This is a genomic window from Flavobacterium sp. EDS, from assembly GCF_020991525.1.
Taxonomy (GTDB): Bacteria; Bacteroidota; Bacteroidia; order Flavobacteriales; family Flavobacteriaceae; genus Flavobacterium.
On record NZ_JAJMOZ010000001.1, the window covers coordinates 294,323 to 319,979 of the forward strand.

22 protein-coding genes and 1 tRNA gene are annotated in these 25,657 nt (G+C 32.1%); 13 read left to right on the forward strand and 10 right to left on the reverse strand.

Going from position 1 to position 25,657, the window contains the following annotated elements:
• The first annotated feature begins 53 nt into the window (after positions 1-53).
• From LPB87_RS01300 to LPB87_RS01310, 3 genes are all read left to right on the forward strand, one after another.
• Positions 54-2,069, forward strand: coding sequence for a M13 family metallopeptidase (locus LPB87_RS01300; RefSeq protein ID WP_230604514.1), 2,016 nt, complete (start codon positions 54-56; stop codon positions 2,067-2,069).
• Between the two features lie 340 nt (positions 2,070-2,409).
• Positions 2,410-3,546: a hypothetical protein gene (locus LPB87_RS01305; RefSeq protein ID WP_230604515.1), complete on the forward strand. Its 1,137-nt coding sequence runs from the start codon at positions 2,410-2,412 to the stop codon at positions 3,544-3,546.
• Between the two features lie 25 nt (positions 3,547-3,571).
• Entirely contained in the window at positions 3,572-4,279 is a 708-nt protein-coding gene (locus LPB87_RS01310; protein ID WP_230604517.1) for a DUF6090 family protein, read from the forward strand.
• Between the two features lie 200 nt (positions 4,280-4,479).
• Here the strand turns inward: LPB87_RS01310 and LPB87_RS01315 are convergent, their stop codons facing one another.
• Positions 4,480-4,707 carry a helix-turn-helix transcriptional regulator gene (locus LPB87_RS01315; protein ID WP_230604519.1) on the reverse strand — a complete coding sequence of 76 codons (228 nt, stop codon included), beginning with the start codon at positions 4,705-4,707 and terminating at the stop codon, positions 4,480-4,482.
• A 168-nt stretch (positions 4,708-4,875) separates the two neighbouring features.
• Between LPB87_RS01315 and LPB87_RS01320 the strand changes: the two genes are divergently transcribed.
• The 6 genes from LPB87_RS01320 (at position 4,876) to LPB87_RS01345 (ending at position 9,416) form a co-directional block, all read left to right on the forward strand.
• Complete coding sequence (locus LPB87_RS01320) at positions 4,876-5,193, forward strand: hypothetical protein (protein WP_230604521.1); 318 nt, start codon at positions 4,876-4,878, stop codon at positions 5,191-5,193.
• 268 nt (positions 5,194-5,461) lie between these two features.
• On the forward strand, positions 5,462-5,797 hold the full coding sequence (locus LPB87_RS01325; protein WP_230604523.1) for a hypothetical protein: 336 nt from the start codon (positions 5,462-5,464) through the stop codon (positions 5,795-5,797).
• Between the two features lie 312 nt (positions 5,798-6,109).
• On the forward strand, positions 6,110-7,081 hold the full coding sequence (locus LPB87_RS01330; RefSeq protein ID WP_230604525.1) for a hypothetical protein: 972 nt from the start codon (positions 6,110-6,112) through the stop codon (positions 7,079-7,081).
• Positions 7,082-7,567: 486 nt separating this feature from the next.
• On the forward strand, positions 7,568-7,996 hold the full coding sequence (locus tag LPB87_RS01335) for a hypothetical protein (protein ID WP_230604526.1): 429 nt from the start codon (positions 7,568-7,570) through the stop codon (positions 7,994-7,996).
• A 155-nt stretch (positions 7,997-8,151) separates the two neighbouring features.
• Positions 8,152-8,781: a hypothetical protein gene (locus LPB87_RS01340; protein ID WP_230604527.1), complete on the forward strand. Its 630-nt coding sequence runs from the start codon at positions 8,152-8,154 to the stop codon at positions 8,779-8,781.
• Positions 8,782-9,278: 497 nt separating this feature from the next.
• The gene (locus LPB87_RS01345) at positions 9,279-9,416 is read left to right on the forward strand and encodes a hypothetical protein (protein WP_230604530.1); all 138 of its coding nucleotides are present in this window, start codon (positions 9,279-9,281) and stop codon (positions 9,414-9,416) included.
• A 35-nt stretch (positions 9,417-9,451) separates the two neighbouring features.
• Here the strand turns inward: LPB87_RS01345 and LPB87_RS01350 are convergent.
• A tRNA-Met gene (locus tag LPB87_RS01350) sits at positions 9,452-9,524 on the reverse strand.
• Between the two features lie 118 nt (positions 9,525-9,642).
• Between LPB87_RS01350 and era the strand changes: the two genes are divergently transcribed.
• The 3 genes from era to LPB87_RS01365 all read left to right on the forward strand — a co-directional run bounded on the left by era (position 9,643) and on the right by LPB87_RS01365 (position 15,019).
• Positions 9,643-10,524 (forward strand): GTPase Era, encoded by an 882-nt coding sequence (gene era, locus LPB87_RS01355; RefSeq protein ID WP_230604533.1) that lies wholly within the window; start codon positions 9,643-9,645, stop codon positions 10,522-10,524.
• Between the two features lie 274 nt (positions 10,525-10,798).
• Entirely contained in the window at positions 10,799-12,109 is a 1,311-nt protein-coding gene (gene der / locus LPB87_RS01360) for a ribosome biogenesis GTPase Der (protein ID WP_129537396.1), read from the forward strand.
• Between the two features lie 168 nt (positions 12,110-12,277).
• A complete protein-coding gene (locus LPB87_RS01365) occupies positions 12,278-15,019 on the forward strand; it encodes an outer membrane beta-barrel protein (RefSeq protein WP_230604535.1) in 2,742 nt (913 codons plus the stop codon).
• Positions 15,020-15,222: 203 nt separating this feature from the next.
• On the opposite strand, the gene LPB87_RS01370 is transcribed toward LPB87_RS01365, so the two are convergent.
• From LPB87_RS01370 to LPB87_RS01405, 8 genes are all read right to left on the reverse strand, one after another.
• Positions 15,223-15,960, reverse strand: coding sequence for a DUF2490 domain-containing protein (locus tag LPB87_RS01370; RefSeq protein ID WP_230604537.1), 738 nt, complete (start codon positions 15,958-15,960; stop codon positions 15,223-15,225).
• 222 nt (positions 15,961-16,182) lie between these two features.
• Positions 16,183-18,732: a TonB-dependent receptor gene (locus LPB87_RS01375; protein WP_230604539.1), complete on the reverse strand. Its 2,550-nt coding sequence runs from the start codon at positions 18,730-18,732 to the stop codon at positions 16,183-16,185.
• Between the two features lie 238 nt (positions 18,733-18,970).
• On the reverse strand, positions 18,971-19,384 hold the full coding sequence (locus tag LPB87_RS01380; protein WP_035619335.1) for an Rrf2 family transcriptional regulator: 414 nt from the start codon (positions 19,382-19,384) through the stop codon (positions 18,971-18,973).
• 75 nt (positions 19,385-19,459) lie between these two features.
• Complete coding sequence (locus tag LPB87_RS01385; RefSeq protein WP_230604541.1) at positions 19,460-20,266, reverse strand: TPM domain-containing protein; 807 nt, start codon at positions 20,264-20,266, stop codon at positions 19,460-19,462.
• Complete coding sequence (locus tag LPB87_RS01390; RefSeq protein ID WP_230604544.1) at positions 20,266-20,703, reverse strand: TPM domain-containing protein; 438 nt, start codon at positions 20,701-20,703, stop codon at positions 20,266-20,268. Before LPB87_RS01390 ends, LPB87_RS01385 begins: the two co-directional genes overlap by 1 nt.
• Before the next feature lie 91 nt (positions 20,704-20,794).
• Positions 20,795-21,376 (reverse strand): LemA family protein, encoded by a 582-nt coding sequence (locus LPB87_RS01395; RefSeq protein ID WP_129537402.1) that lies wholly within the window; start codon positions 21,374-21,376, stop codon positions 20,795-20,797.
• Positions 21,377-21,408: 32 nt separating this feature from the next.
• Positions 21,409-21,741 carry a MerR family transcriptional regulator gene (locus LPB87_RS01400; RefSeq protein WP_129537403.1) on the reverse strand — a complete coding sequence of 111 codons (333 nt, stop codon included), beginning with the start codon at positions 21,739-21,741 and terminating at the stop codon, positions 21,409-21,411.
• 1 nt (position 21,742) lies between these two features.
• Complete coding sequence (locus LPB87_RS01405; protein WP_230604547.1) at positions 21,743-22,720, reverse strand: M23 family metallopeptidase; 978 nt, start codon at positions 22,718-22,720, stop codon at positions 21,743-21,745.
• Positions 22,721-22,916: 196 nt separating this feature from the next.
• Between LPB87_RS01405 and alaS the strand changes: the two genes are divergently transcribed.
• Positions 22,917-25,556 carry an alanine--tRNA ligase gene (gene alaS, locus LPB87_RS01410; RefSeq protein ID WP_230604549.1) on the forward strand — a complete coding sequence of 880 codons (2,640 nt, stop codon included), beginning with the start codon at positions 22,917-22,919 and terminating at the stop codon, positions 25,554-25,556.
• Positions 25,557-25,657: the final 101 nt, after the last annotated feature.

A 25,657-nucleotide genomic window follows, 5' to 3' on the forward strand; every position in this document is an offset into this window, starting at 1 on the left:
ATGCCTGCTTTCAAATATTTTTCAGTTCATTTTTAATAGAAATCATCTAAACTATGAAAAATTCATTAATACCACTCTTCGTTGCATTCTTAGCTTTTACAGCATGCTCAAAACATCAAGGAAAAAAAAACATTGCTATCACTGGAATAGATTCCACATTGCGACCAGGTGATGATTTTTTTAAATATGTAAATGGGAAATGGTACGACTCTATACCAATACCTGCATCTCAGGCCGGAGTTGGTGTCTATATGTTTATGAATTACCCGCAACGTATGCGCCTGCAAGGAATATTAGACAGTATTTCGCAAAGCAAGAATCCAGCAGGAAGTATAGCACAAAAGGTAGGAGACTTTTATGCATCAGGAATGGATACGGTTACTGTTGACAAACGCGGTTATACACCAATAAAGCCCTTACTTGCCAAAATTGAAGCAATTAGCGATTTACCGTCCTTAATGAATTTTGTAGTTAATGAAGTAAAAGTAGACAATTCTTCTATTATAGGTTTTGGAGTGTCACCTGATGATAAAAACAGCAGTATGAACATTGCCCAAATCTATCAAACGGGTATCGGTTTACCTGATAGGGACTATTATTTCAAATCAGATTCGCCAACTATTGCCATACAGGAGGCATACAAAAAATACCTTACTGCATTATTTCAACAAACAGGAAGCAATACCAACGAGGCTAAAAAGAATGCTAATTTGGTTTATGATATTGACAAACAACTCGCCATTTCGCATAAAACAAAAGTTGAACTTCGAGATGTACAAGCAAATTATAATAAAATGGCTGTGGCAGATCTTGTAAAAAGACATCCCAACATAGGCTGGACTGCTTTTTTAAAAAATTTAGGAGCGCAAACCGATTCTATTAATGTAGGTCAACCTGCTTATTATGACGCCCTTAATAAGCTATTAAAAACCATTCCTATTAATAATTGGAAAATTTATTTGAAAGCAAATTCTATAGAGAGATATGCAGAAGATTTAAGCAAACCTTTTGTAGATGCGTCATTTGAGTATACTAAAGTGCTTTCTGGTCAAGCTGTTCAAAAATCACGTGGCGAAAAAATGGCTAGTGTTCTTGATGCTTACTTAGGCGATGCGTTGGGTGAATTGTATGTAAAGAAATATTTTTCAGAAGATGCAAAAAAACGGATGTTGATCCTCGTGAATAATTTGCAAAAAGCATATGCCAAAAGAATTGATAAATTGGAATGGATGAGCCAAAGTACCAAACAAAAAGCGAAAGAAAAATTGTTTGCCATGACCAAAAAAATAGGATATCCAGATAAATGGAAAGACTATAGCAATGTACATATAGCTAGAGATGCCTATTTTGAGAATATGGTTTCGGCTGCTAAAGCGGCATATCAATTTCAATTGGCAAAATTGGATAAACCTGTCGATAAATCAGAATGGTATACTACAGTTCCAACAGTTACAGCCTATAATAACCCAACTGCAAATGAAATTGTTTTTCCTGCAGGTATTTTACAGCCCCCATATTTTGATAATAATGCAGATGATGCACTTAACTATGGAGGTATAGGAATGGTTATAGGCCACGAAATAACCCATACTTTTGATGATCAGGGTGCTCAATATGACAAAGATGGAAATTTAAAAAGCTGGTGGACAAAAGAGGATTATGCAAAGTTTAAATCAAGAATACAACAGGTTATCAATTTGTATAATACCTATACCGTTTTAGGTGATTTACACATTAATGGAGCGATGACAGTTGGCGAAAATACGGCAGATATTGCTGGAATAGCAGTTGCATATGATGCTTTTAAAATGACCAAAGAAGGACAAGGGAATACAAAAATTGACGGTTTTACTCCAGATCAACGTTTCTTTATTTCTTTAGCTAGAATATGGAGAGTAAAAATGAAAGACGAGTACCTGCGTTTATGGATTAACAATAATCCACATTCTCCACCAAATTGGCGTGTGAATGGCCCTCTAATGAATACGACACCTTTTTACGAAGCATTTGATGTACAATCTGGTGATAAAATGTTCTTGCCGAAGAAAGATAGAATCACAATTTGGTAGTGCCGTTGTTCTTCAAAGTGCTTACATGAAAAATTGCGCAAAGGTCATAGAGACATTTGCGCAATTTTTTTGTTTGCATATCCACATTCACGTAAGTATCAAAAACATCCAGCTAAATAAAAGTTCTTTTGAATAATTTATAATGTAAAAATTATATATTTGAAAATAAATAATGTGTAATACTTATCACATATATCTGCCCTAATTTGGGGCGTTTTCTGTGGTTTTGTCATACGTATAAATTAGTTGGAGGCAATTTTCGGGAACCTTAAATAATAAAAAATAAACCAAATAAAAATAAACCAAAAAAAAATAAACCAAAAAAAAAGTTAATACAAAAATGAAAAAAATAATACTCTTACTTCTTACATTATTCATTACAAATTTTAATTATGCTCAAAACAGATTACTTGACAGTTTAGTTCAAAAGAATGCTTTTCCTTTCCAAAATGATAAAAACATTTCATTTCAAGGAAAAGGATGGGATGTTTTGTTAGACGAAATAAAACAATCTAATTCGGTTTTGTTGGGAGAATCTCATTTTACAAACGAAATACCTTATTTCACAAATGCTATTATCAATGAGGTAAAGTTCGACAACTATTTTCTTGAGGTAGATCCTTATTCAGTAGATATAATCGAAAAAAAAATTAAAACTCTATCTCCCGAACAGCTTGATTTTTTTGTAAAAAAATATAGTACAAACTTTTCTTTTTTAGAGTATGAACCCGAATTTAATTTGTTTAAGGATTTAGTTAAACGTAATACCAAAATATATGGTGCCGAGCAAATTAGCCTTTTTGCAGATCAAATGATAATTTCAACTTTAAAAGAAACTTCGAAAAATAAAAAAGTAATTGAGATCTATGAGCAAATGCTTCATAATTCCAAACTAGCTGCGTCTAAAGAGGGGTTTGAAAAATTCTACTTATTATCCGAAGATTGTCTTCAAAAAATAGATTCGTTGTTGAAGCTAAAACTTTCTGATAATGAGCGAAAACAAATTGAGGCATTAAAGTTAAGTAGAGAGATTTATATTAATAGAAATCATCCCTTAAGAATTCAACTGATGAAAAGCATCTTGCTAAACCAAATGCCTAATTGGAAAGACAAAAAAAATCTTTTCAAATTTGGTGCGGTCCATTTACCAAAAGGGGAAACCATATTAATGAAAACTGATATATATGATATTGGTAGTTTAGTTCTTAATATTGAAGAGGCAAGTTTTAGGAAATCGTTGCATATAATGCTTATCGGAAAAGGAGAAGACGAAAGTGATGACACTAGTTTTAAATCTTTTTTAAATGTACAAAAAGAGGAACAATGGTATTGTTATGATTTAAGACCTTTAAAGAAATCTATTCTAGAAAACAAGCTGAAACTAGATGATGCGTACTTATCGAGAGTTATAAAGGGGTATGATTATCTTATTTATATTCCTAAAGTGACTAAAAGTAAAGAAATCTCAATAAAATAATAGAAAGATATTTTAATAAAAAAAGATGCAAGAAGAAATAACGAAACATTCAGGAAAAATTTATAAAACTGTGAAAAATTCAAAACATACATTTGGTGAGAAAGTGAAGGAAATTATTATAGAAATTTTTATAATCGTTTTTGCTGTAACACTTTCAATATCGCTACACAGCTGGAGCGAACACAAACATCAACAAGAAGAAGTGACGGTATTTCTTGAAAATTTAAAGAATGATTTACAAAATGATGTAAAAAACATCGACATTGAAAAGGAAGCATACAAAAAGTCAAACATAAGCTATGAAAAAATTTTAGCACTAACGACTTTCGAACTTGACAGTATTTATAAGTCTAAAAATAAAGTTGATTTCCCAATTTATTCACATGGACCAAAAATGAATATTGGTAATTATGAAGGTTTTAAGTCAAGTGGTAAAATTGGCTATATTGAAGACGAAAAATTAAAACAGAAAATCTTAAATTATTACCAAATATTTGTACCGGCAATTAACGAAGTCGATAAATATTATAATGATTTTCTGTTTAAGTGTTTTGATAAAATGATAGAAAATGCAGATAAACCAGAAAAAGAGTTATACTCAGACCCAAAATTTAAGAAGACAATTGAATTTCTTGTCAAACTAGGTAATAATAATATAAGAGTTTACGACAAAAATACAAAACCACTAACAATTGAACTTATTAAAGAAATTGAAAAAGAGTTGAATAAATAAAAACTCCTGCTGGCGATAGCGTCTCGCTCGTGAACGTAGCGCGATGATAGTAAAGAGAGCTCTAAAGAAAGATAGCTACTAAAAAAGCTTCAGAGAAATCTGAAGCTTTTTTATTTTAGTAGCAGGAATAAGACTCGAATCTGTGACTTTTCGCTCTGTTATTGTGTATATCCATGCAACTGGGTTAAAATTTAAATGAATTATATTTTGCGAAACAGTTCTGAGATATCGACATTTAAAGCTTTGCTGATGCGTATAAGTTTATCAATACCCATAATTTGTTTGCCTAACATGTATCTTCTTAATGCTTCAATATCTAAATCTGCATCGTGAGCTACATTACGTACTTTAAGATTTTTCTCTTTAATAATCTCTTTTATGTTATTTCCAACAATCTTCACAGATTGTGGTACTTCAGTTTTTCTCATCACATATTATTAAGACTTGAAAATTATAATTAAGTAGCTGAAAAAACAGGAACGTATATATCCAGTCAAATAAGTCTGTTTTTTGTGTATATTTGTTTAATCGTACTAAAAATGTAGTAATAAATTCAATGTAGAGTATAAAATACAAGAGTATTAAAAATTGAAACTATGGAAACGCAACAAAAAGAATTAGCCACAACTATTTTAGAATTAATGAGTAAAATGAACTATTTCACAAAACTAGAACCCGATGCTGAAAATAATTCGTTTAGCGTACCAATAAAATTATCTTCTTATTATGAATTAAATCTAACCGTTTCCTCTTTGCTTAAAACATGTATTAGCTTACTTAAAAAAGATATTTCCTCTGATGTTACAATTGATTTAATAATCTTACTTGAAATCGCTTTACAGCTTCTTCCTGAAGATGAAATGGAGTTGCTGGATAAGATGCGTGAAATAAATCATGATCATAAGGACCTGTAATTTGTAAGTATAAAGTGTTCTTGTGAAAAGCTGACGGATGTATTCGACTTTTGCGCCCATAATCGGAATCAGACATTATTTTTTATGCCTAAATAAAACAAAAAAGCTTAAGATTTCTCTGAAGCTTTGCCTTAGTAGCGGGAAGCATTCAATTATCTAACCAAATTATTTATTAGTCTTTATTTTATACAATTTTTTATTAATATTTTTGATACTTTACATATACTAAATTTAGCTTCTTAGAGAGGTTAAAATAAAATATTGAAGAGTGAATAAACAATTCAAAAAGAATATAAAAATGCAAATCGAAAACGACAATAAAATCTCATTGTTAAGCAAGGAATTGAAAGCGCAAGGCGAAATAAATCTTTATATAAAACTAAATAGATTGAATTTGCCAAAAGAAAAAGAATGGGATGAATTGTTACCTGATATGATAAAGGAGTTGCTTGAAATTGGATGGAGCACTGATATGAAAATTAATACTAAAATAACTTATGGAAGTTATCGAATAGAGGTAATCACTGAAAATTCTAATTTACGAACGAAATTAAATGAAATAATAGATAAGTTTATTGAGAAATTTGAAATTGAAAATCTTTAAAAACAAAAAAAGCTTCAAATTTCTCTGAAGCTTTTGTCTTAGTAGTGGAGTAGGACTCGAACTCGATACTGGCTACTGAAGGTTTAGTTTATTAGCTACTACAGCGGATTTAGGCAATTGGCTTAATGGAAAGTTGGTTTTGTATTTGGATGTTTTGGTAAATCTAAATAATGAGCTTTAGTTTAATCTCAAACTTGATGTATCAAATGGGCGTTGATATATTTTAGAGAAACAAAATAAAATTAAAAAATGAATCTAAACTTAAACTGTTTTAATACAAAAATTCTAATTAGTAATGAAAACATAATTGGAATGGATTTAATTAATTTCAAACATCAAATTGCTTTAGTTACAGTTGATAACTTATGTAGGTTGTTTTTAAAAGTTTTTGATATTGAAAATGGAGATTTTGTCGATATTATTTCGTTAAATGATTTTCACGGAAATCCAAAAGATTTTAATCTTTTTAATAATGTTAATAAATCTTCAAATGATTATTATTCCCGTTCTCTCTATCTTAATGATAAAATTTTATGTAAAGTAAATAAGTTTAATTCTTTATCAAATAATAATTTTTATTTACACCTGACAATTGAAGGAGGCGATTGGCATATAGAAATTGCCCCAAATGGAAACGTCATAAAAAAGATTGAAGATGATGTTCAAAAAAGAGTTGAATTTTATTGTGATCAAAACTATATAATATTTGATATTGAAAATTTTAAAGAACATAAGCTATTCGAGTTTTTTGACATTTTTTTTGAAAGTGATGATTTCTCATATAATCGTGTAATGGATAACTATGTGTTCAGTCTTTTTCTATCATCAGATAATAAAAAACTAGGTTTTATTTATTTTAATAAGGATGATAATAGTCCAAGAGGAAATTATTCAGTATTTGAAGTCAGTGATTTTAATAATCCCCAATTAATTTTTTCTTACCGAATTGACGAATGCGGAAATGGACATAGATTTAATTCTGATAATAACAAAATAGTCTATAGGCTACATGACGAAGTAGTTATTCGAGAATTAGATAATAATAAATTCGAAAAAGAAATTAGAATTGAAACCAATATTTTAAAGGATACTTATCATTGTCAAGGGTTATACAATATTAAAAATTTCATAGTAGAGGTTTATTATAATAAATTTTATTTTTTGAACATTAATACCAAAGAATACTTTTTAGTAGGAAGAGAAGTTGGTTCAACGTATTGTATTAAAGAAGATAAGATGTTTTATACAGAAGGGACTAAATTGAAAATGATAACTATAGATTAAAAGAAAAATATCTAAAACAGATATAATAACGAATTTAGCAATTGGCTTAATGGAAAGTTGGTTTCGAATTTGATATGATTTACTTCCCTGCTGACGCTAGCGTCCTGCTCGTGAATACAAAGTGCTTCAAAGTAGTCGAAAACAAAAAAGCTTCAGATTTCTCTGAAGCTTTTGTCTTAGTAGTGGGAAGCATTCAATTATCTAACCAGATTATCTTGGATTATTACAGTATTTTAGCATTTGCATCTTGATTTTTTCTCTGGTTTTTGTTTGCATTACCACTCATATAAGTGCCAAAAGGATCAATCCAATTTAAAGCCACTTTAATAGTTTGTAGTGAAAAAACTATATATTTGAAGATAAATAATGTGTAAAATTTATCACACATATCTACGCAAATTTGGATGGCTTTGTGTGATTTTGTCACACATATAAATAAGTTATCTGATATTTGCAGAAACATACTGCTAAATAAGAAGCAATCAAATGAAATCGATAAAAGAAAGATTAGAAGAAAACTATATTCTTGGATGTATAAAATATAAAGATGATTATCACTTTTATATTATGCCTATTGCTTGGTGGATTCTTGATTATGTAAAAAATGATCCTTCAATATTAACAGATGATCCATTCAATTTTAGAAATGGAGTTTACATAGTAGCCGAGGATAAAATTGATAAATATCTTGAATCAATTGCTGAAGATAAAATCTCAATTGCTGAAGTAAAAAACATAATGGAGAACTACGCAGAAGAATATTCAAGAATGACTTTTTTTGTAGATTTCGATAAGAAAGAATATATAAATGGATTCGACGATATTGATGTTTTAGACTATTTGCCAAATTCATCTTGGATTGGCAAATTTGATTGGAATCCGATAAATTATGTTCCAGCAGAACTTATAAATTAAAAACATCAAATAACAGCTACTGCAACTGATTTGGGTAATTGGGCTTAATGAGAAGTTGGTTTTGTATTTGGAAGTTTTGGCATAACCGAAAGATTACGCATTTTTAATCCCAAACCCGTTGTAGTACCAGAACGTTAGGAGCAAGCAAATAAAAAATGAGCAAACTAAAATATCTTATAATAATTTCTATTCTTTTTTTCTCTTGTCAAAATCATGAGAGAGAATCATTAATTAATAAGCTTAACGTACAAAGAGAAAAAAACGGTTTAAGCAGTTTAAATGAAAATCTAAAATTAGATTCAATCCTTCATGTGAAAACAGATGAAAATGATTGGAATCTAATAAATTACATTGCTAATTATGAAAAGCTAAAATTGGATAAAAATGATAGAATTAGTGATTTTGGCATAATAGATTTTTATTCTAATACAAATAACAATCAATATAAAACAGTCTATTATAATAAAAATAAAGATGTTTTGAAATTAGTATCTGAACAAGATAGATTTTACAGAAAATTAAATGATACCATAGAAATCTATCTAAATCACAATTATAATTATCTTAAAAATCAAACTATATATTCCATTGACTCGCTTCCAACAAAATTATTTATTGAAAAAAATCAAAAGAAATTAAAGGATATGTTTGACTATGCAAAAAGAAATAATTTAGAATTATGTGGAACTTCTGCAAATGAAATTTTAGTAAAAGGGTTTCCTAAAAGGAATACAGAAATAAATTATTTAAAATTTAACGAAGTCAAAACTGAACTAAATAGATAAAAGCCAGCGCCTAACAGCTACTACAACTGATTTGGGCATTTGGCCTAATGGAAAGTTACTATTGTATTTGGGAGATTTGGCAAATCCGAAGAATAGGCTTAATTTAATCCCAAAACCCGAATCCCGAAGAGTTCTTATGAAAAGCTGGCGAACATCTCCTGACTTCGCACCAGCAATCGAAATAGCTTAATTGTTTGAAACTTAATATAAATGAAGAAAGCTCCAGATTTTTAATATACAACAAATTAAAAACTAGTTGACAAGCAAGTGAACCTGCTTTCTGAAATGTTGCTTATGAAAAGCTACGCAAATGTTTCTGACTTTGCGTAATTTTTTTGTTTCTTATAAATTGCAAACCTGATAAAAGTCTCAAGACTTTTTATGTTTAGTTCTTTTATTACCTTGATTTTTGCATTCATGAAACAATATTCTGAGAAAATTAGTTTTAAAGTCAGAGATTTTATGAGGTTTCGGTTTTTCAATTATATTTGTTTAAAATGGCGCAATGTCTCCTGACTTCGCACCCACAATCTAAAGCAATTAAGCAAGAGTTACTTTCTATGAATTTCTTGCGTAATTATCTTTGCGTTCCTTCGACTTCGCTCAGGATGACAGACGAAAAAATTACTGCATAAAAAAAGCTCCAGATTTCTCTGAAGCTTTGTCTTAGTAGCGGGAACAGGACTCGAACCTGTGACCTTCGGGTTATGAGCCCGACGAGCTGCCTACTGCTCTATCCCGCGTTGTTTCGGGTGCAAAGGTATAACCAATTATTGGATATTTCAACAAAAAATTAAAAAAATGTTTTTATTTTCTGTATTGGCTTGATATAACTACCTTTGCAGAATAAATAGTACACAAATGTCACATAAAGCAGGTTTCGTAAACATTATCGGAAATCCAAACGTTGGAAAATCAACACTTATGAATGCTTTCGTTGGAGAACGATTGTCAATCATTACATCTAAAGCACAAACTACACGTCATAGAATCCTAGGAATCGTAAATGGAGAAGATTTTCAGTTAATCTTATCTGATACTCCTGGAATCATCAAACCAGCATACGAAATGCAGGAATCGATGATGAACTTTGTAAAATCGGCTTTTGAAGATGCTGATATCCTAGTTTATATGGTTGAGATAGGGGAGCAGGAACTTAAGGATGAAGCTTTCTTTAATAAAATCATCCATGCTAAAATTCCAGTATTGTTGTTATTGAATAAAATCGATAATTCAAATCAGGAACAATTAGAAGAGCAAGTAGCTTTTTGGACTGAAAAAGTTCCTAATGCAGAGATTTTTCCAATTTCGGCATTACAGAATTTTAATGTGCCTGAGGTTTTTGGAAGAATTATCGAATTATTACCAGAATCGCCAGCATATTATCCAAAAGATCAATTGACAGACAAGCCTGAGCGTTTCTTTGTAAATGAAACTATCCGTGAAAAAATCTTGTTGAATTACAGCAAAGAAATACCATACGCAGTAGAAATTGTAACCGAAGAATTTTTTGAAGATGAGAATATCATCCGTATTCGTTCTTTGATTATGGTGGAGCGCGATACACAAAAAGGAATTATCATCGGGCATAAAGGAGCTGCTTTGAAAAAGGTAGGAACAGAAGCTCGTGCCGATTTGGAGAAATTCTTCGGAAAACAAATTCACATCGAACTATATGTAAAAGTGAATAAAAACTGGAGAAGTAATGCTAATATGCTAAAACGTTTTGGGTATAACCAATAGTTTTTGTTTAATTGTTAGTTTGTTTCAAGTTTCAGGTTTGAAAATGTAATGTTTAGAATAAAATTGAAAACTGGATTTTAGCCTGTAGGGATAGCTCCGAAAAGATAAAAAACATAGGTACTTAGAAACTTAGTGACTTAGCCACTTTTTTAACTACCTTTGCAAAAAATTAAAATAAAGTATTTTGGATTACAAGTGATTAGGCTTTTAGGAGACTGAGAATTTGAAATCTAAAATCTGATCCCGATAGCTATCGGGACTAAAACAAAAAAAAATGAATAACATTGTTGCGATAGTAGGAAGACCTAATGTAGGGAAATCAACCCTTTTTAATAGGCTGATACAAAGAAGAGAAGCTATTGTAGATTCAGTTTCGGGAGTGACCCGTGATAGAAACTATGGTAAAAGCGAGTGGAACGGAAAAGAATTTTCTGTAATTGATACTGGAGGATATGTTCGCGGAAGTGATGACGTATTTGAAGGAGAGATCCGCAAACAAGTAGAATTAGCTATTGACGAAGCTGATGTAATTATTTTTGTAGTTGATGTTGAAGAAGGCATCACTCCAATGGATGATATTGTTGCTCGTTTGTTACGTAAAGTTACTAAGCCAGTTTTATTGGCCGTAAATAAGGTAGATAATGCCATGCGTGAGAAAGATGCTATTGAGTTTTATAACCTAGGTTTAGGTGAGTATTTTACTTTTGCTAGTATTTCAGGAAGTGGAACTGGAGATTTATTAGATGCTTTAATTGAATCTTTTCCAGTAAAACCAGAACCAGTTCAGGAAGAGGTTGTTTTGCCTCGTTTTGCGGTTGTGGGACGTCCTAATGCAGGAAAATCAAGTTTTATCAATGCATTAATTGGTAAAGAACGTTTTATGGTAACTGATATTGCGGGAACAACTCGTGATGCGATTGATACTAAATTTGACCGTTTTGGTTTTGAATTTAATTTGGTTGATACTGCGGGAATCCGTCGTAAAGCTAAAGTAAAGGAAGATTTAGAGTTTTACTCAGTAATGCGTTCAGTTCGTGCAATTGAGCATGCAGATATCTGTATTTTGGTTATCGATGCAACTCGTGGATTTGAAGGTCAGGATCAGAGTATTTTCTGGCTGGCAGAGAAAAACCGTAAAGGGGTTGTAATCTTAGTTAATAAGTGGGATTTAGTAGAGAAAGATACTATGTCAACTCGTGATTACGAAGAGAAAATCAAAAAAGAATTAATGCCTTTTACTGATGTGCCAATTCTTTTTGTTTCAGCTTTAACAAAACAACGTTTGTTGAAAGCATTAGAGGCAACAGTTCAGGTTTATGAAAACAGACAACAAAGAATACCTACATCTAAATTTAATGAATTTATGTTGAAGGTAATCGAAGCATATCCACCACCAGCAACTAAAGGAAAATATGTAAAAATTAAGTATTGTATGCAGTTGCCAACACCAACGCCTCAGTTTGTGTTTTTTGCAAATATGCCACAATACGTTAAAGAACCATATAAGAGATATCTTGAAAATAAGATTAGAGAAAACTGGGACTTCTCAGGAGTACCAATCGATATTTATATTAGAGAGAAATAATAAAAAGAAATCCCGAGAAATCGGGATTTTTTTATGGAATGAAGTGCGATCGTGAAATATTTATATCTTTAGTAAGTTATCTTTGTTTAGAAAATTATTTGTCTAACAAAAAAATAGATTAAACCTTTGGCTGTTTTTTTGAGTCTTACACTATTAAAAAATTCTTTCATGTTTAGATTGTACTTCTTTTTATTGTTTTTTGGTTTAGGTTATACTGTTAGCGCTCAGAATGATATTGTTATTAAAGGTACAGTCGTTGACATAAATACGCAATTACCATTAGAACTTGCTACAGTTTATTTTTCTGCAGCCAAAGATTCAACTGTAATTGATTATGCAACGACAGATAAAAATGGTTTTTTTAGTATAAATACCAAGAAATACGATAAACCAGTTTTTTTAAAGATAAACTACATGGGGTACCAACCTTATTTTGAGGAAGAAAAAGGGCTTTTGGTAAGTAAGGATTACGGGAAATTATATTTATTAGAAAATGTAAATGCCTTAGATAATGTAATTATAAAAACAGAAGCTCCTCCAATAACAATGAAAAAAGACACATTGGAGTTTAATGCGTCTTCTTATAAAGTACGTCCAGACTCAAATGTAGAAACCTTATTAAAACAATTGCCAGGTGTTGATGTCGATAATGCAGGTAAGGTTACTGTAAATGGAAAACAAGTAACTCAATTTTTGGTAAACGGAAAGCCATTTTTTGATAAAGATGGTGCGATTGCTTTGAAAAATTTGCCAGCAGAAATTATAAAAAAAGTTCAGGTATCTGATTTTAAAACCAAAAAAGAAGAGTTGTCGAAGCAAGAAGCTACTTCGGATTATTCCAGCATTAACTTAACGATAGACGAAAAAAAGAATAAAGGTTTCTTTGGTAAAATTCTTGGGGGCTATGGCTCTGATGATCGGTATGAAAGTAGTCTTATCATGAATTTTTTTAATAACAAACAAAAAATAAGTGTTTTAGCGTCTTCTAATAATATTAATTCTTCGGGGTTTTCTATGGATGAAGTATTTGATAATATGGGAGGAGGAAGGAATAGTAAAGGAATAGGAGCTTCTGGAGGAGGTAGAGGAATTACTCAGTCTAGTTTGGTTGGATTTAATTATTCGGATGAATGGGCAAAAGATTTGGAAGCTTCAGCGAGTTATAATTTTTCGAATTCAATTAATAATAATGCAAGCAAATCAGATCAAACGAGCTTCTTGCCTACAGGAAATATTGTAACAAGTTCTGAATCGAATTCAAGAAATGAAAACACAGGAAATACTGTAAACCTTGATTTAGAATATAAAGTCAGTCCTAGCATTCATATTTTTGTTTCTCCAAAGTTGGGGCAAACACGTTCTAATAATAATGCTGATTCTTTTAGCTTTTCAGAAGATGAAAATGGTGTGTCTTTAAATGAAAGTAATTCAAAATCGTATTCAGAAACGGAGAATAATAGTTTTGGTAATACTATAAATTTCAATAAGAATTTTGAGAAAAAAAAGCGTAACCTAAATTTTGTATTTATGAATAATAATACAAGTAATGATTCGGATGCTTTTAATCGCTCGAAGACTATTTTTTATAAAGACAATAAACCTGATGATGAGAGAAATCAAAATACTAAAAAGAATACTGTAAATGATTCCTATTCGTTAGATTTAGAATATACAGAGCCTATTACGGATTCTTTGCGAGTGCGATTTGGTACAAATTTGGATTTTGTAAGTGCAGTAAACGATGAAAAAACATTCAATTTTGATGCAGACACCGAATCGTATTCAAACTTAAATTCAGCATTGAGTAATTATATCACATCAAGACAAAATACATTTAGCCCTAAAGTTGGAATTACTTGGCAAAAAAGTAAATTTACCATTAATATGAATTCCAGAACGGCTGTTGTTGATTATGATAATCATTCTTTGTATTTGGATAAAACGACAGATTTAAATAGAAAATATGCTTTGTCTTATGGAGATTTCCAAATTAGATATAAGTTTAGTAAATCTAAAAATTTGTCATTTAGGTTAGATCATTCTAATTCGCTTCCTACTTCAATTCAGTTATTACCAGTTTTGAATTTGAGCAATCCATTGAATACTATAATAGGAAATCCAGATTTAAATCCGATAGAAAAAAATAGTGTTAATTTCAATTTTAGAAATTTTGATTTCCGTACACGTTCAGGTTATAGTATGTTTGCTCGGGCAGATTTTTATAATAATGATGTAGTTTCGACTTCTGTTTACGACGACAGTGGAAAAAGAACTACTACTTATACAAACATTTCAGGAACTTATAGTACTTCTGTAGGTGGAAACTGGAATCAATCGATTAAGAAAGATGCTCATGTTTTAAGATACGGCTTGGGATTAAATGGGACGTATGCTTTTGATAAAGGGTATACAAATGCTGTTTTATACAATGCAAAATCTACGGCAATCACGCCAAAAGTGTATCTGTCATACGAATATGGGGAACTGCTTACTATTGCTCCATCGTATAGTTTGTCTTATAATGAGACAAAATATGAGAATTCCTCTAGAGATGCTACTTCGAATGTGATTCATAATATCAATTTACAAGCAACAACATATTGGCCTGAAAATTTGGTTTTTGGTAATGATTTTGGATATACTTACAACTCTAATATTTCTAGCGATTTCAAGAAATATTTTTTCTTGTGGAATACAAGTTTGTCTTATGGGGTTTTGGATAAAAAACTGTTCGTAAAAGTAAAAGTGTATGATCTTTTAAATCAAAACCAAAGTGCAACGAGAACAATTTCGTCAACCTCGATTCGTGATGAAGAAAACACAGTTTTAAAACGTTATGTGATGTTTTCGTTATCGTATAAAATTGGAAATTTTGCGTCGACCAAAAAAGGATCTAAGAGAAAAGGCTAAAGGTTTAGGTGCTAAGGCTCAAAGTAACAAAGGGACAAAGAGACAAAGGTTAAAAATTGGCATTAGCCAATTTTTAAACATCTAACATCTAACATCTAACATCTAACATCTAACATCTAACATCTAACATCTAACATCTAACATCTAACATCTAACATCTAACATCTAACATCTAACATCTAACATCTAACATTTTTCACAATTTACATTTTGCGATTAATTTTGTGATAAATAGTAAAACGCATGATGTCTCGGTTATAAAAATCGATTCCGCTAGCTCTTCTTTGAAAGCTATTTAAATAGCCTAATTCTAAGCCAATATTTGGGGTGGGATGATAGCGTAACGCGAGGTAAATTCGATTTTGATCAAAGGTGTTTTTCTTGTTGTCTTTTCCAAAATTAAACAGTATTTCATCAGAAATAGTTCCTTTAAGGCTTTGTTTGTCTTTTTCCCAAATCGTAAAAGTAGATTGTAAGCGGTATCTAATACGGAAAGAAAAAGAGAAATTATCCAGTAATTCTGTTTTGCTTGCTTTTTGAATAAAGCGTTCTTCTAGCTGCAAACGATTGTGGAGAGTAATTTTGGCGATGTCATTTATAATCGTAATGTCTTGTTGTCCTCTGTATTCTGGGACAGAAAAATCAGGATTCCTATTAGGATCTTGTGTATTAACATGAAAATAAGCAAATCCTCCGCCTAAATCAATAAGTTTAGTTGCTCTATGTCTTCCCTGTATTCTTAAAACCCATAGATTCTCATGAATGGGATTAATGAAGCTTCGGTTATCGAATTCGGAATGAAGTGACCATTTTTCTGTCAGTGGTGCTATATTGTAATATCTAATCCAGGTAAGAGTTTGTTGGTCGATATTTTTTTTGGTTTGCCCTGCCAGTATTTGACTTGTAAGTACTAGTAAAAAAAGTAATCTGCAGGATTTCATTCAGTTGTTATAAATTCAGGTTGCGAATATATACAAATGATGCCGATTATAAATGGGCTTTTGGTGTGATTTTGTGATTTGTCGGCTTGATTAAAAATAGAACGCGAATCCGTTTCATTAGCATTCCTTTCTAGACAATCTATGCAATTTTAATAAAAAAACTGGAGCAAGTTATTTTGAAACTTACCCCAGTTAATAGATATTTAATTTTTATGTTTGGTTCTACAAAGAATATTTTAAAGTAACTCCATAGGTTCTTTGATCACCTAATACACCAGCATATTGCCCTGTATTTCCTCCTGCAGGTAATAATTGCTCGTAGTAATCTTTGTTTAAAATGTTACGTCCCCAGAACTGAACAGATAGCCCTTCGGATGCACGGAAACCTAAACGAGCATTAAAAATGGCATAACCCGGAACAACTAAATATTTAGATGCAGATGGACTTGATGAGAACTCAGAACGAGCGTAAGAATCAATTGCTACGAAAACTTTACCAACATTTCCGAAGAACTTTGCTTTATCAGAAAGTTCTCCTCCTAATGATCCTGCCCATTTTGAAGCACCAGGTAAAGCCGTTCCTGAAACATCTTTGAATGCTACTGGGGCTCCAGTTTCTTCTAACGGAAGTGGCGCATTGGTAAATTTAACATATTTACCATCAGTATAAGTAGCAGCACCATTTATGGTTAGATGGCTGTTTACTATAAAACTAGCGTCTAGTTCAGCACCTCTTACACGTACTTTATCTGCGTTAGCAAGATACCCACGATTTACACCCAATTCGGCAGCTTGAACATTGGTTTGAAAGTCTTTAATATCTGTATTAAAGAATGCTAAGTTGAATATTGAATTTTTGAAAGGAGATGTTTTAATTCCTATTTCATAATGATTTACCTTTTCGGGTTTAATTACAGCAAGATCAAGTAATGGCTGTCCTTTTGAGTCAGTTGGAAGTCCCGCTACATTTACACCTACTGGTTTATAGCTTTTTGCATAAGTAGCATATCCATTGATTTTATCTGAAGCTTTATAAGTTACCGTTAAGTTTCCTGAAAAGTCAGTATTGTCTGTGTCAGAAGTAAAAGCTTGGTCGTTATAAACAGATTTTTTCAATGCTAGTAATGCTGGATCAGTAGTTTGAAGCCCTCCGTAAGTTGTACGAGAATAATCGGCTTCTTTTTTGTCAAAATTATAGCGTACACCCGGAAGTACATGCAAACGATCTGTAATTGCCCAATCTAACTGTCCGAATACGGCAGCACTGGATGATCTAATTTTTGCATCAGTTTTTATCCCATATCCTTCAAAAAGACCTTGAGTTTTCCATAATGGGCTAGTTGAACTTTGAGAAAATCGCCATTGTGCATTTCCAGATTCTTCAGTACCATTTGTGTGTGATGTTTGATCAATAAAAAAGACTCCTACAACACCACTTATTTTTGATGTAAGCTGTCCTGCATAACGAATTTCTTGTGTTATTTGCGTTTGTCTAGTAGGATTTTGAGATTTTGCAAGTACTTGTAATCCTGTAAAATCTCTATCATTTGAAGGATCCCAGTTCCAAAAACGCCATGCTGTAGTAGAAGTAAGGGTACCATTTCCAATTTTCGTATCAACATTAAGTGAGATACCTCCTAAATCTTGTCCAGAACGCCATGGTGTATCTTGATCAATTTTACGGTCAAATGCATTTAGAGTTGGAAGTTTGTAGTTTAAATCGGCAGTAATTGCATTAAATTGGCGATAAGGAGCTCTTTGTGTTGGAGCAACACCCGCAACTACCTGTGCATATCCATCAGGACGTTGCGTTGTAATATCTGCAGCAAGGATGATATTTGTATTTTCTGATGGAGTATAAAGTAATTGCCCTCTAATTCCTTGATTGTTTAATGTGTTTGTAGCTCTGCCAGTTACAATGTTGTCGATTAAACCATCGCGTTGCGTACCTGAGAATGATAATCGGCCCGCTATTTTACTGCTTAATGCTCCTGTAACCGAAGCTTTGGCTTGCAGAAAAGCATAGTTTCCGTAACTAACTTCAAAATCGGCACCAGATGTAAAACTTGGTTTACGAGTAGTAATGTTAAAAGCCCCAGAAGTAGTGTTTTTACCAAACAAAGATCCTTGTGGGCCACGTAATACTTCGATTTGCTCTACATCAATAAAATCTAGTGTTGTTGCAGCCGGACGTGCATAATATACGCCATCAACATAGAATCCTACTCCAGGATCGATCCCATCGTTAGTAAGCCCGAAAGGTGAGCCTAGGCTTCGGATATTAATACCTGTATTTCTGGGATTTGATGAATATAGTTGTACTGATGGAACCAGTTCTTTAATACGATTCACGTTAAAAGCACCAGTTTGCTCTGCCTGCTTTCCTGTTATAACAGATACTGCAATAGGGACATCTTGTGCTCTTTCTATTCGGCGTCTTGAGGAAACTACTACTTCTATAAGAGCATTTTCTTCGTTTAGTGTTATTAGTAATGGAGTAGATATCGGTAATTGTGTAATTTCTATTTCTGTAGTTTTGTATCCTACATACTGAACTAAAAGTGTTAGTGGAAGTTTTCCTTTAGATTCAATGGTGAATTTTCCATTTTGATCTGTAATTGCGTTAGAAGTTGTTCCTTTTATGACAATGTTAGCGGCTTCTAATGGAATGTTTTCGCTGTTTGTAACAACGCCTTCGATATTTTGTGCAAATGTGACTGAGAAGGTTAAAACTAATAGTACTGTAAATGTATTTTTTATAGAATTTTTCATTTTATATTAAGTATATGTAATTAGTAGAATTTAAATTAAATTTTTTTTACTAACACATACACATAATAAGGCTATTATTGTTTTTTACAATAGGTTTTGGGATGCTGCTCTGCAGCCAGCTTGTTTTTGCAACAAGGTTTTTACGTGATTTCATAAGGTTGGTTTTAATTAGTGTGTGTTTATTTTTGGCAAATATATATAAATTCTACATAATTAATAGAATTTAAAATATATTTTTTTATTTTTCTACTAATGAGGCTATTGTAATCCCCTGCATCGCTTGTAAAGTTTTATCTCGAATAAGCATTAAGCCGTGTCTTAAGTGGCATTCTGATTCGGTTTTACAATCAGAGCAAGGCTCGTAAAAGTTTAAAGATGCGCAAGGTAAAAGTGCAATTGCACCATCAAATAGACGATGAATTTCGGCTAGGGTAATGTCGTTTTTAGATTTTATAAGATAATAACCACCGTATTTTCCTTGCTTACTGCTCACAAAATGACCTCGTTTTAGATCAAGTAAAATTTGCTCTAAAAACTTTTTAGGAATATTGGCTCCCTCAGCAATTTCTATAGTTTTAGAAATGTGATTTTCGTCTTGCTCCGCTAAATAAAGTAATGCTTTAAGAGCATATTTGGCTTTATGTGATAACATTATTATAAATTATGAATTGCAAATATATTATAAGTTTTTAAACTGTGACTCGTAACTGTCATTGAAAAGTAAAAATTACCAGCTTCCGCCAGAACCTCCACCAGAAAATCCGCCTCCGCCAAAGCCTCCACCAAAACCGCCACCGCCGCCAGATGATCCGCCGCCAAAGCCTCCAAAACCACCTCCGCCGCTTCGACCAAGATTACTTAAAATGATAACATCAAGTAGGCTAGGACCTCCACCGCCGTTGTTTCCTGAGTTTCCGCCTCCACCTTTATTTCTTGATATAAGAAATATGATGATAGCTATAATAATGATGAAAATGAAAAAAGGAAAATCTTGTCCTTCAGCTGCCTGTTTTCGGGTTCCTTTGTATTTTCCTTTAAAGACATCAAAAAGAGCGTCAGTACCTTTATCTAGTCCCTTGTAATAACTTCCCGCTTTGAATTCTGGGATAATAATGTTTCGGATAATTTCTCCACCAATACCAGCAGTTAATTTGTCTTCTAGTCCATAACCAGGTGATATCCATATTTTTCTTTCGGCTTTAGCCAATAAAATAAGAACACCATTATCATCTTTTGCAGTTCCACCAATTCCCCATTCCTGTCCCCATTTTGGAGTTAATATCCCTATATCTTCGCCTTTAAGACTTTCTATGGTAATTACAACAATTTGGGTAGTGGTAGAGTCAGAATAGCGAATAAGCTTTTCTTCTAACTGTGTTTTTTCTGTAGGGCTTAAAACATTTGCATAATCGTAAACAGAAGTCTGAAATTTTGGTTTTTCAGGAATTGTAAATTGAGCAAAACCTATTTGGGTAAAGAATAGACAAACAATTAATTTTAGGAAAATCGAGGTATTTAGTTTGGGTGTAATCATTATCCTTTTGAGATTTCGTTTGATAATTCGTTAGTATCGTCAGCAGATCCAGGGAAGTATTTTTTTAATTGTTCACCTGCTACCAAGATACCATCAATAAGTCCTTGTTTGAAATTTTGTTGTTTGAATTGTGATAACATCGCTTCTTTGGTAGAATCCCAAAAATTAGGATGCACAACATCATTTATTCCTTTGTCTCCGCAAATAACAAATTGCTTGTCATCTACAGCTACATATATTAAAACACCATTTTGTAATTGTGTTTCATCCATTTTTAGTTCATGAAAAACTTCCAAAGCTCTATCATAATGTGCTTTAGTACTCGATTTTTCTATATGAACTCTAATTTCGCCAGAAGTGTTTTTTTCGGCCACGCGAATAGCTTCAACAATTGCTTCTTCCTCTTCTTTGGTTAAAAAATCTTCTACTTTTGACATTGAAATTATTTTTTGAATGGATAGTAATGATTTTCAATTGTAGCAATTGGTTCTACAATTGAAAATCATTTATTAAAGGTATAAACTTCTTTTAGAATTTTACTTCTACAGGTTTATCAGCTCCTGTAACAGCTTCAAAATATGGTTTTTCTTTGTAATCTAAGAACCATTTGTTTGGAATAGAAAGGATGTATCCGTTATATTCTTGTACAGATTCATTGAAACGAGTTCTTGCAGTAAGAATTTGATTTTCTGTACTAGCCAATTCGTCTTGTAATTTTAAGAAATTTTGGTTTGCTTTTAAATCAGGATATCTTTCTACAGATACTAATAATTTTGATAAAGAAGATGAAACTCCGCTTTGAGCCTGATTAAATTGTGCTAATTGTTCTGGAGTAACATTGCTTGGATCAATTGTAACAGAAGTAGCTTTTGCACGTGCTTCGATAACAGCAGTTAATGTTGATTTTTCAAAATCAGCAGCTCCTTTTACGGTGTTTACTAAATTTCCGATAAGGTCATTACGTCTTTGGTAAGCAGTTTGTACATTACCCCATTCTTTATTAACGGCTTGGTTGTATTTTAAACCAGTATTTTTAATTCCGATAGACCAAAAAGCTATAATAGCGATTAATGCAATAATAATTCCGACAGGTATTAACCATTTTTTCATATTTTTCTAATTTTAAGTTTATTAATTTATTGTTACAATTCGTTTTTAATTTCTATCAATTCTTTTTTTATCGACTCTAATTTACGTATTATTTCGAATTTATCTAATGTTTTCTTTTGTCCTTCTTTTAAGTGGATTTTGGCTCCTTCGAGTGTAAAGCCACGTTCTTTTACCAAATGAAAGATTAACTGCAGGTTTTTTACATCCTCAGGCGTAAACATTCTGTTGCCTTTAGCGTTTTTTTTAGGTTTAAGAATATCAAATTCTCCATCCCAAAACCGTATCAAAGAAGCATTCACATTAAATGCTTTGGCGATTTCGCCAATACTATAATATCGTTTGTCAGGTTGTAATTCTATGTGCATTTTAATCTAATGATTGATTTTCTTGGTTTGCTAATTGCGAAATGGCGACGTATTCTACTGCTGAAATATTTCCGTAATAAAAATTAAGCGGGTTTACTACTTTACCATCTTTATGAACTTCGTAATGACAATGTGGTCCTTCTGATCTTCCTGTGCTTCCTACATATCCAATTACGTCACCACGTTTTACTCTTTGTCCAGGTCGGCAGTTGTATTTGCTTAAATGGGCATACAGAGTCTCGTAGCCAAAACCGTGCCTAATTACGACATGATTACCAAAACCAGAAGCATTATTATCAGCTCTTTCTATGACACCATCTCCAGTGGCATAAACGGGAGTTCCTACTTTGGCTGTAAAATCCATACCCTCATGCATTTTACGTACTTTGGTAAAAGGATCTGTTCTGTAACCAAAACCAGAAACCATACGTTTTAAATTTTCATTCTGTACTGGCTGAATGGCAGGGATTGCAGATAATAAATCTTCTTTGGCACTAGCTAGTTTTAAAATTTCATCTAATGATCTCGATTGTATTGCTAATTGTTTAGATAGAACATCAATTCTTTTAGTTGTTTTGATTACTAATTGTGAATTGTTATACCCTTCTAACGCTTTATATCTTTCAATTCTGGAAAAACCTGCTTTTCGTATCGAATCTGGAATCTCTTTTTTATTAAAATAAACCCTGTATAAATTATTGTCACGTTCTTCAAGACTCTCAACTACAGCATCAATCTGATCCATTTTTTTATTTAAAATCGAATAATTCAATTTTAAATTTTCAATTTCACGAGCTTGTAAGCGGTCTTTTGGAGTTTCAAAGTAAGGAGTGTTCAACAATATTACAAAAGCCAAAAAGCCAAATAATGTAGAAGCCACTAAAAACAAGACAACAAAGCCAAATTTAGTCCTTTTTTTAGTTTTTATTTTTCGGTAGGCCAAATTTTCCGAATCGTAATAATATTTTACTTTCGCCATATTTTAAAATACCCTATTTTTGCACATTGTAAAAATGTTAGTCGAACAAATTTAATAAATTGTTTCAGTTGTTCTGCCCTTTTTTCAATAATAAAATAATTAGTCAGTTAGATAATTTATAATTTAGATAATTAAAAATAGAGTTATCTATACATAATTGACACATTTTCAAATTGGCACATTTTCAAATTTAAATATGAAATCACAAGACGTACGCAAGCAATTTTTAGACTTTTTTCAGAGTAAAGGGCATTTAATTGTCCCATCTGCTCCAATTGTTCTTAAAGACGATCCAACCCTAATGTTCAATAATTCGGGAATGGCCCAGTTTAAAGAATATTTTTTAGGAAATGGAACGCCAAAAAGTCCTAGAATAGCGGACACGCAAAAATGTCTTCGTGTTTCAGGAAAACATAATGATCTTGAAGATGTAGGTTTTGATACGTATCACCATACAATGTTTGAAATGCTTGGAAATTGGTCTTTTGGAGATTATTTCAAAAAAGAAGCAATTAATTGGGCATGGGAACTATTGACTGAAGTTTATAAAATTCCAAAGGAAAATCTTTATGTTTCTGTTTTTGAAGGAAGCAAAGAAGATAATGTTCCGTTTGATCAGGAAGCTTGGGATATTTGGAAGACTCTAATCGATGAAGATCGAATTATTCTTGGAAACAAAAAGGATAATTTTTGGGAAATGGGTGATCAGGGACCATGCGGGCCATGTTCAGAAATTCATGTTGATTTACGTACAGAGGAAGAAAAAGCAGAAGTTTCAGGAAAGAGTTTAGTTAATAACGACCACCCGCAAGTGGTAGAAATCTGGAATAATGTATTCATGGAATTCAACCGTAAAGCTGACGGATCTCTTGAAAAACTTCCGGCACAACACGTTGATACCGGAATGGGATTTGAGCGTTTGTGTATGGCATTACAAGGAAAAACGTCTAATTATGATACAGATGTTTTTACACCGCTTATTGAAAAAGTAGAACAAATTACAGGTTTTAAATACACTTCTGACGAAGTTAAAAATATAAGTGAAGAGCAAAATAAAACTAATATTGCGATTCGTGTAGTAGTAGATCACGTTCGTGCTGTTGCATTTGCAATTGCCGATGGACAATTACCATCAAATACAGGAGCAGGATATGTAATACGTAGAATATTGCGTCGTGCTATTCGTTATGGATTTACTTTTTTAGATACCAAAGAGCCTTTTATTTATAAGTTGGTAGATACGTTAAGCACACAAATGGGTGTTTCGTTTCCAGAAATTAAATTGCAAAAAGAACTTTGTGCAAATGTAATTCGTGAAGAAGAAAATTCTTTTTTACGTACACTGGATCAAGGATTGGTATTACTAGATAATATTATTGCAAATAATAGCGATAAAGTTATTTCGGGGAAAAAAGCATTCGAATTATATGATACTTATGGTTTTCCAATTGATTTAACAGCTTTGATTCTTTCTGAAAAAGGATTTAAATTAGACGAAGCAGGTTTTGAATCAGAATTGCAAAAACAAAAAGAGCGTTCTCGTGCTGCTTCAAAAGTAAAAGCAGGAGATTGGCAAATTTTGATTGATGATGAAGATGAAGAATTCATAGGGTATGACCGTACTGAAGCGATGGTTAAAATTACTCGTTACCGTAAAGTCGAGAGCGCTAAGGATGGAGAAATTTATCAAATCGTATTTAATATGACGCCTTTTTATCCAGAAGGTGGAGGACAAGTAGGTGATAAAGGATATTTTGAGGCTAGTAATGGAGATGTGATTTATATTATTGATACTAAGAAAGAAAATAATGTAATCATACATTTTGCTAAAGAAATCCCAAATAATTTATCAGAGACTTTTAAAGCTTATGTAGACGTAAGTACAAGAAAAAGCTCTGCTTCAAATCACTCAGCGACACACTTAATGCATCAGGCATTGCGTACTATTTTAGGAACGCATGTAGAGCAAAAAGGATCATTGGTAAGTCCGAAATATTTAAGATTTGACTTTTCTCATTTCTCAAAAGTAACTGACGAAGAATTACAGCAAGTTGAAGACTTTGTAAACGCAAGAATTCAAGAGCAATTGCCATTAATAGAGAGAAGAAATGTACCATTTGAACAAGCTGTTCAAGAAGGTGCAATGGCTTTGTTTGGTGAAAAATATGGAGATCACGTACGTGCAATCAAATTTGGTGATAGTATGGAATTATGTGGTGGTATTCACGTAAATAATACTGCTGATATTTGGTATTTCAAGATTGTGAGTGAAGGAGCAGTTGCATCTGGAGTTCGTCGTATCGAAGCAATAACTTCAGAAGCTGTAAAAGAATATTTTGCAAATCAAGCTGAGAAATTAAAAGAAATAAATGCAGTTTTAAAAAATGCACAAGATCCTATAAAGGCAGTTATTTCGTTACAAGATGAAAATGCTAAATTGAAAAAACAGTTGGAATCTTTATTGAAAGATAAAGCTAAAAACATGAAAGGAGATCTGGCTAAGGAATTACAGGAAATAAATGGAGTACAGTTCTTAGCAAAACAAGTTGATTTATCTCCAGAAGGTGCTAAAGATTTAGTTTATGAACTTGGAAATTTAGGAACTAATTTATTTTTACTTTTGGCTACAGCCGAAGAAGGAAAGCCGATGTTAACATGTTATATCTCTAAAGAATTAGTTGCAGACAAAAAACTAAACGCAGGACAAGTAGTTCGTGAATTAGGGAAATATATCCAAGGTGGAGGAGGAGGACAACCCTTCTTTGCAACTGCTGGAGGTAAAAATGCAGATGGAATTCCAGAAGCTTTAGCAAAAGCTATTGAGTACGTAAAGTAAGGATTTAAGGGACTGGGTTTCTAGGAAGTTAAGTCTCTAAGATTTAAATATTCTTAAAATATAATGTAAGCTCAAACAAAAAAATAGTTTTATTGTTTTGT

Excerpts from the sequence above, each read along its gene's own strand:
- LPB87_RS01300 (WP_230604514.1), top strand. The coding sequence starts at position 54 with ATGAAAAATTCATTAATACCACTCTTCGTTGCATTCTTAGCTTTTACA.
- LPB87_RS01305 (WP_230604515.1), top strand. The coding sequence starts at position 2,410 with ATGAAAAAAATAATACTCTTACTTCTTACATTATTCATTACAAATTTT.
- LPB87_RS01310 (WP_230604517.1), top strand. The coding sequence starts at position 3,572 with ATGCAAGAAGAAATAACGAAACATTCAGGAAAAATTTATAAAACTGTG.
- LPB87_RS01315 (WP_230604519.1), bottom strand. The coding sequence starts at position 4,707 with ATGAGAAAAACTGAAGTACCACAATCTGTGAAGATTGTTGGAAATAAC.
- LPB87_RS01320 (WP_230604521.1), top strand. The coding sequence starts at position 4,876 with ATGGAAACGCAACAAAAAGAATTAGCCACAACTATTTTAGAATTAATG.
- LPB87_RS01330 (WP_230604525.1), top strand. The coding sequence starts at position 6,110 with ATGGATTTAATTAATTTCAAACATCAAATTGCTTTAGTTACAGTTGAT.
- LPB87_RS01335 (WP_230604526.1), top strand. The coding sequence starts at position 7,568 with ATGAAATCGATAAAAGAAAGATTAGAAGAAAACTATATTCTTGGATGT.
- LPB87_RS01340 (WP_230604527.1), top strand. The coding sequence starts at position 8,152 with ATGAGCAAACTAAAATATCTTATAATAATTTCTATTCTTTTTTTCTCT.
- LPB87_RS01345 (WP_230604530.1), top strand. The coding sequence starts at position 9,279 with ATGGCGCAATGTCTCCTGACTTCGCACCCACAATCTAAAGCAATTAAG.
- era (WP_230604533.1), top strand. The coding sequence starts at position 9,643 with ATGTCACATAAAGCAGGTTTCGTAAACATTATCGGAAATCCAAACGTT.
- der (WP_129537396.1), top strand. The coding sequence starts at position 10,799 with ATGAATAACATTGTTGCGATAGTAGGAAGACCTAATGTAGGGAAATCA.
- LPB87_RS01365 (WP_230604535.1), top strand. The coding sequence starts at position 12,278 with ATGTTTAGATTGTACTTCTTTTTATTGTTTTTTGGTTTAGGTTATACT.
- LPB87_RS01370 (WP_230604537.1), bottom strand. The coding sequence starts at position 15,960 with ATGAAATCCTGCAGATTACTTTTTTTACTAGTACTTACAAGTCAAATA.
- LPB87_RS01375 (WP_230604539.1), bottom strand. The coding sequence starts at position 18,732 with ATGAAAAATTCTATAAAAAATACATTTACAGTACTATTAGTTTTAACC.
- LPB87_RS01380 (WP_035619335.1), bottom strand. The coding sequence starts at position 19,384 with ATGTTATCACATAAAGCCAAATATGCTCTTAAAGCATTACTTTATTTA.
- LPB87_RS01385 (WP_230604541.1), bottom strand. The coding sequence starts at position 20,266 with ATGATTACACCCAAACTAAATACCTCGATTTTCCTAAAATTAATTGTT.
- LPB87_RS01390 (WP_230604544.1), bottom strand. The coding sequence starts at position 20,703 with ATGTCAAAAGTAGAAGATTTTTTAACCAAAGAAGAGGAAGAAGCAATT.
- LPB87_RS01395 (WP_129537402.1), bottom strand. The coding sequence starts at position 21,376 with ATGAAAAAATGGTTAATACCTGTCGGAATTATTATTGCATTAATCGCT.
- LPB87_RS01400 (WP_129537403.1), bottom strand. The coding sequence starts at position 21,741 with ATGCACATAGAATTACAACCTGACAAACGATATTATAGTATTGGCGAA.
- LPB87_RS01405 (WP_230604547.1), bottom strand. The coding sequence starts at position 22,720 with ATGGCGAAAGTAAAATATTATTACGATTCGGAAAATTTGGCCTACCGA.
- alaS (WP_230604549.1), top strand. The coding sequence starts at position 22,917 with ATGAAATCACAAGACGTACGCAAGCAATTTTTAGACTTTTTTCAGAGT.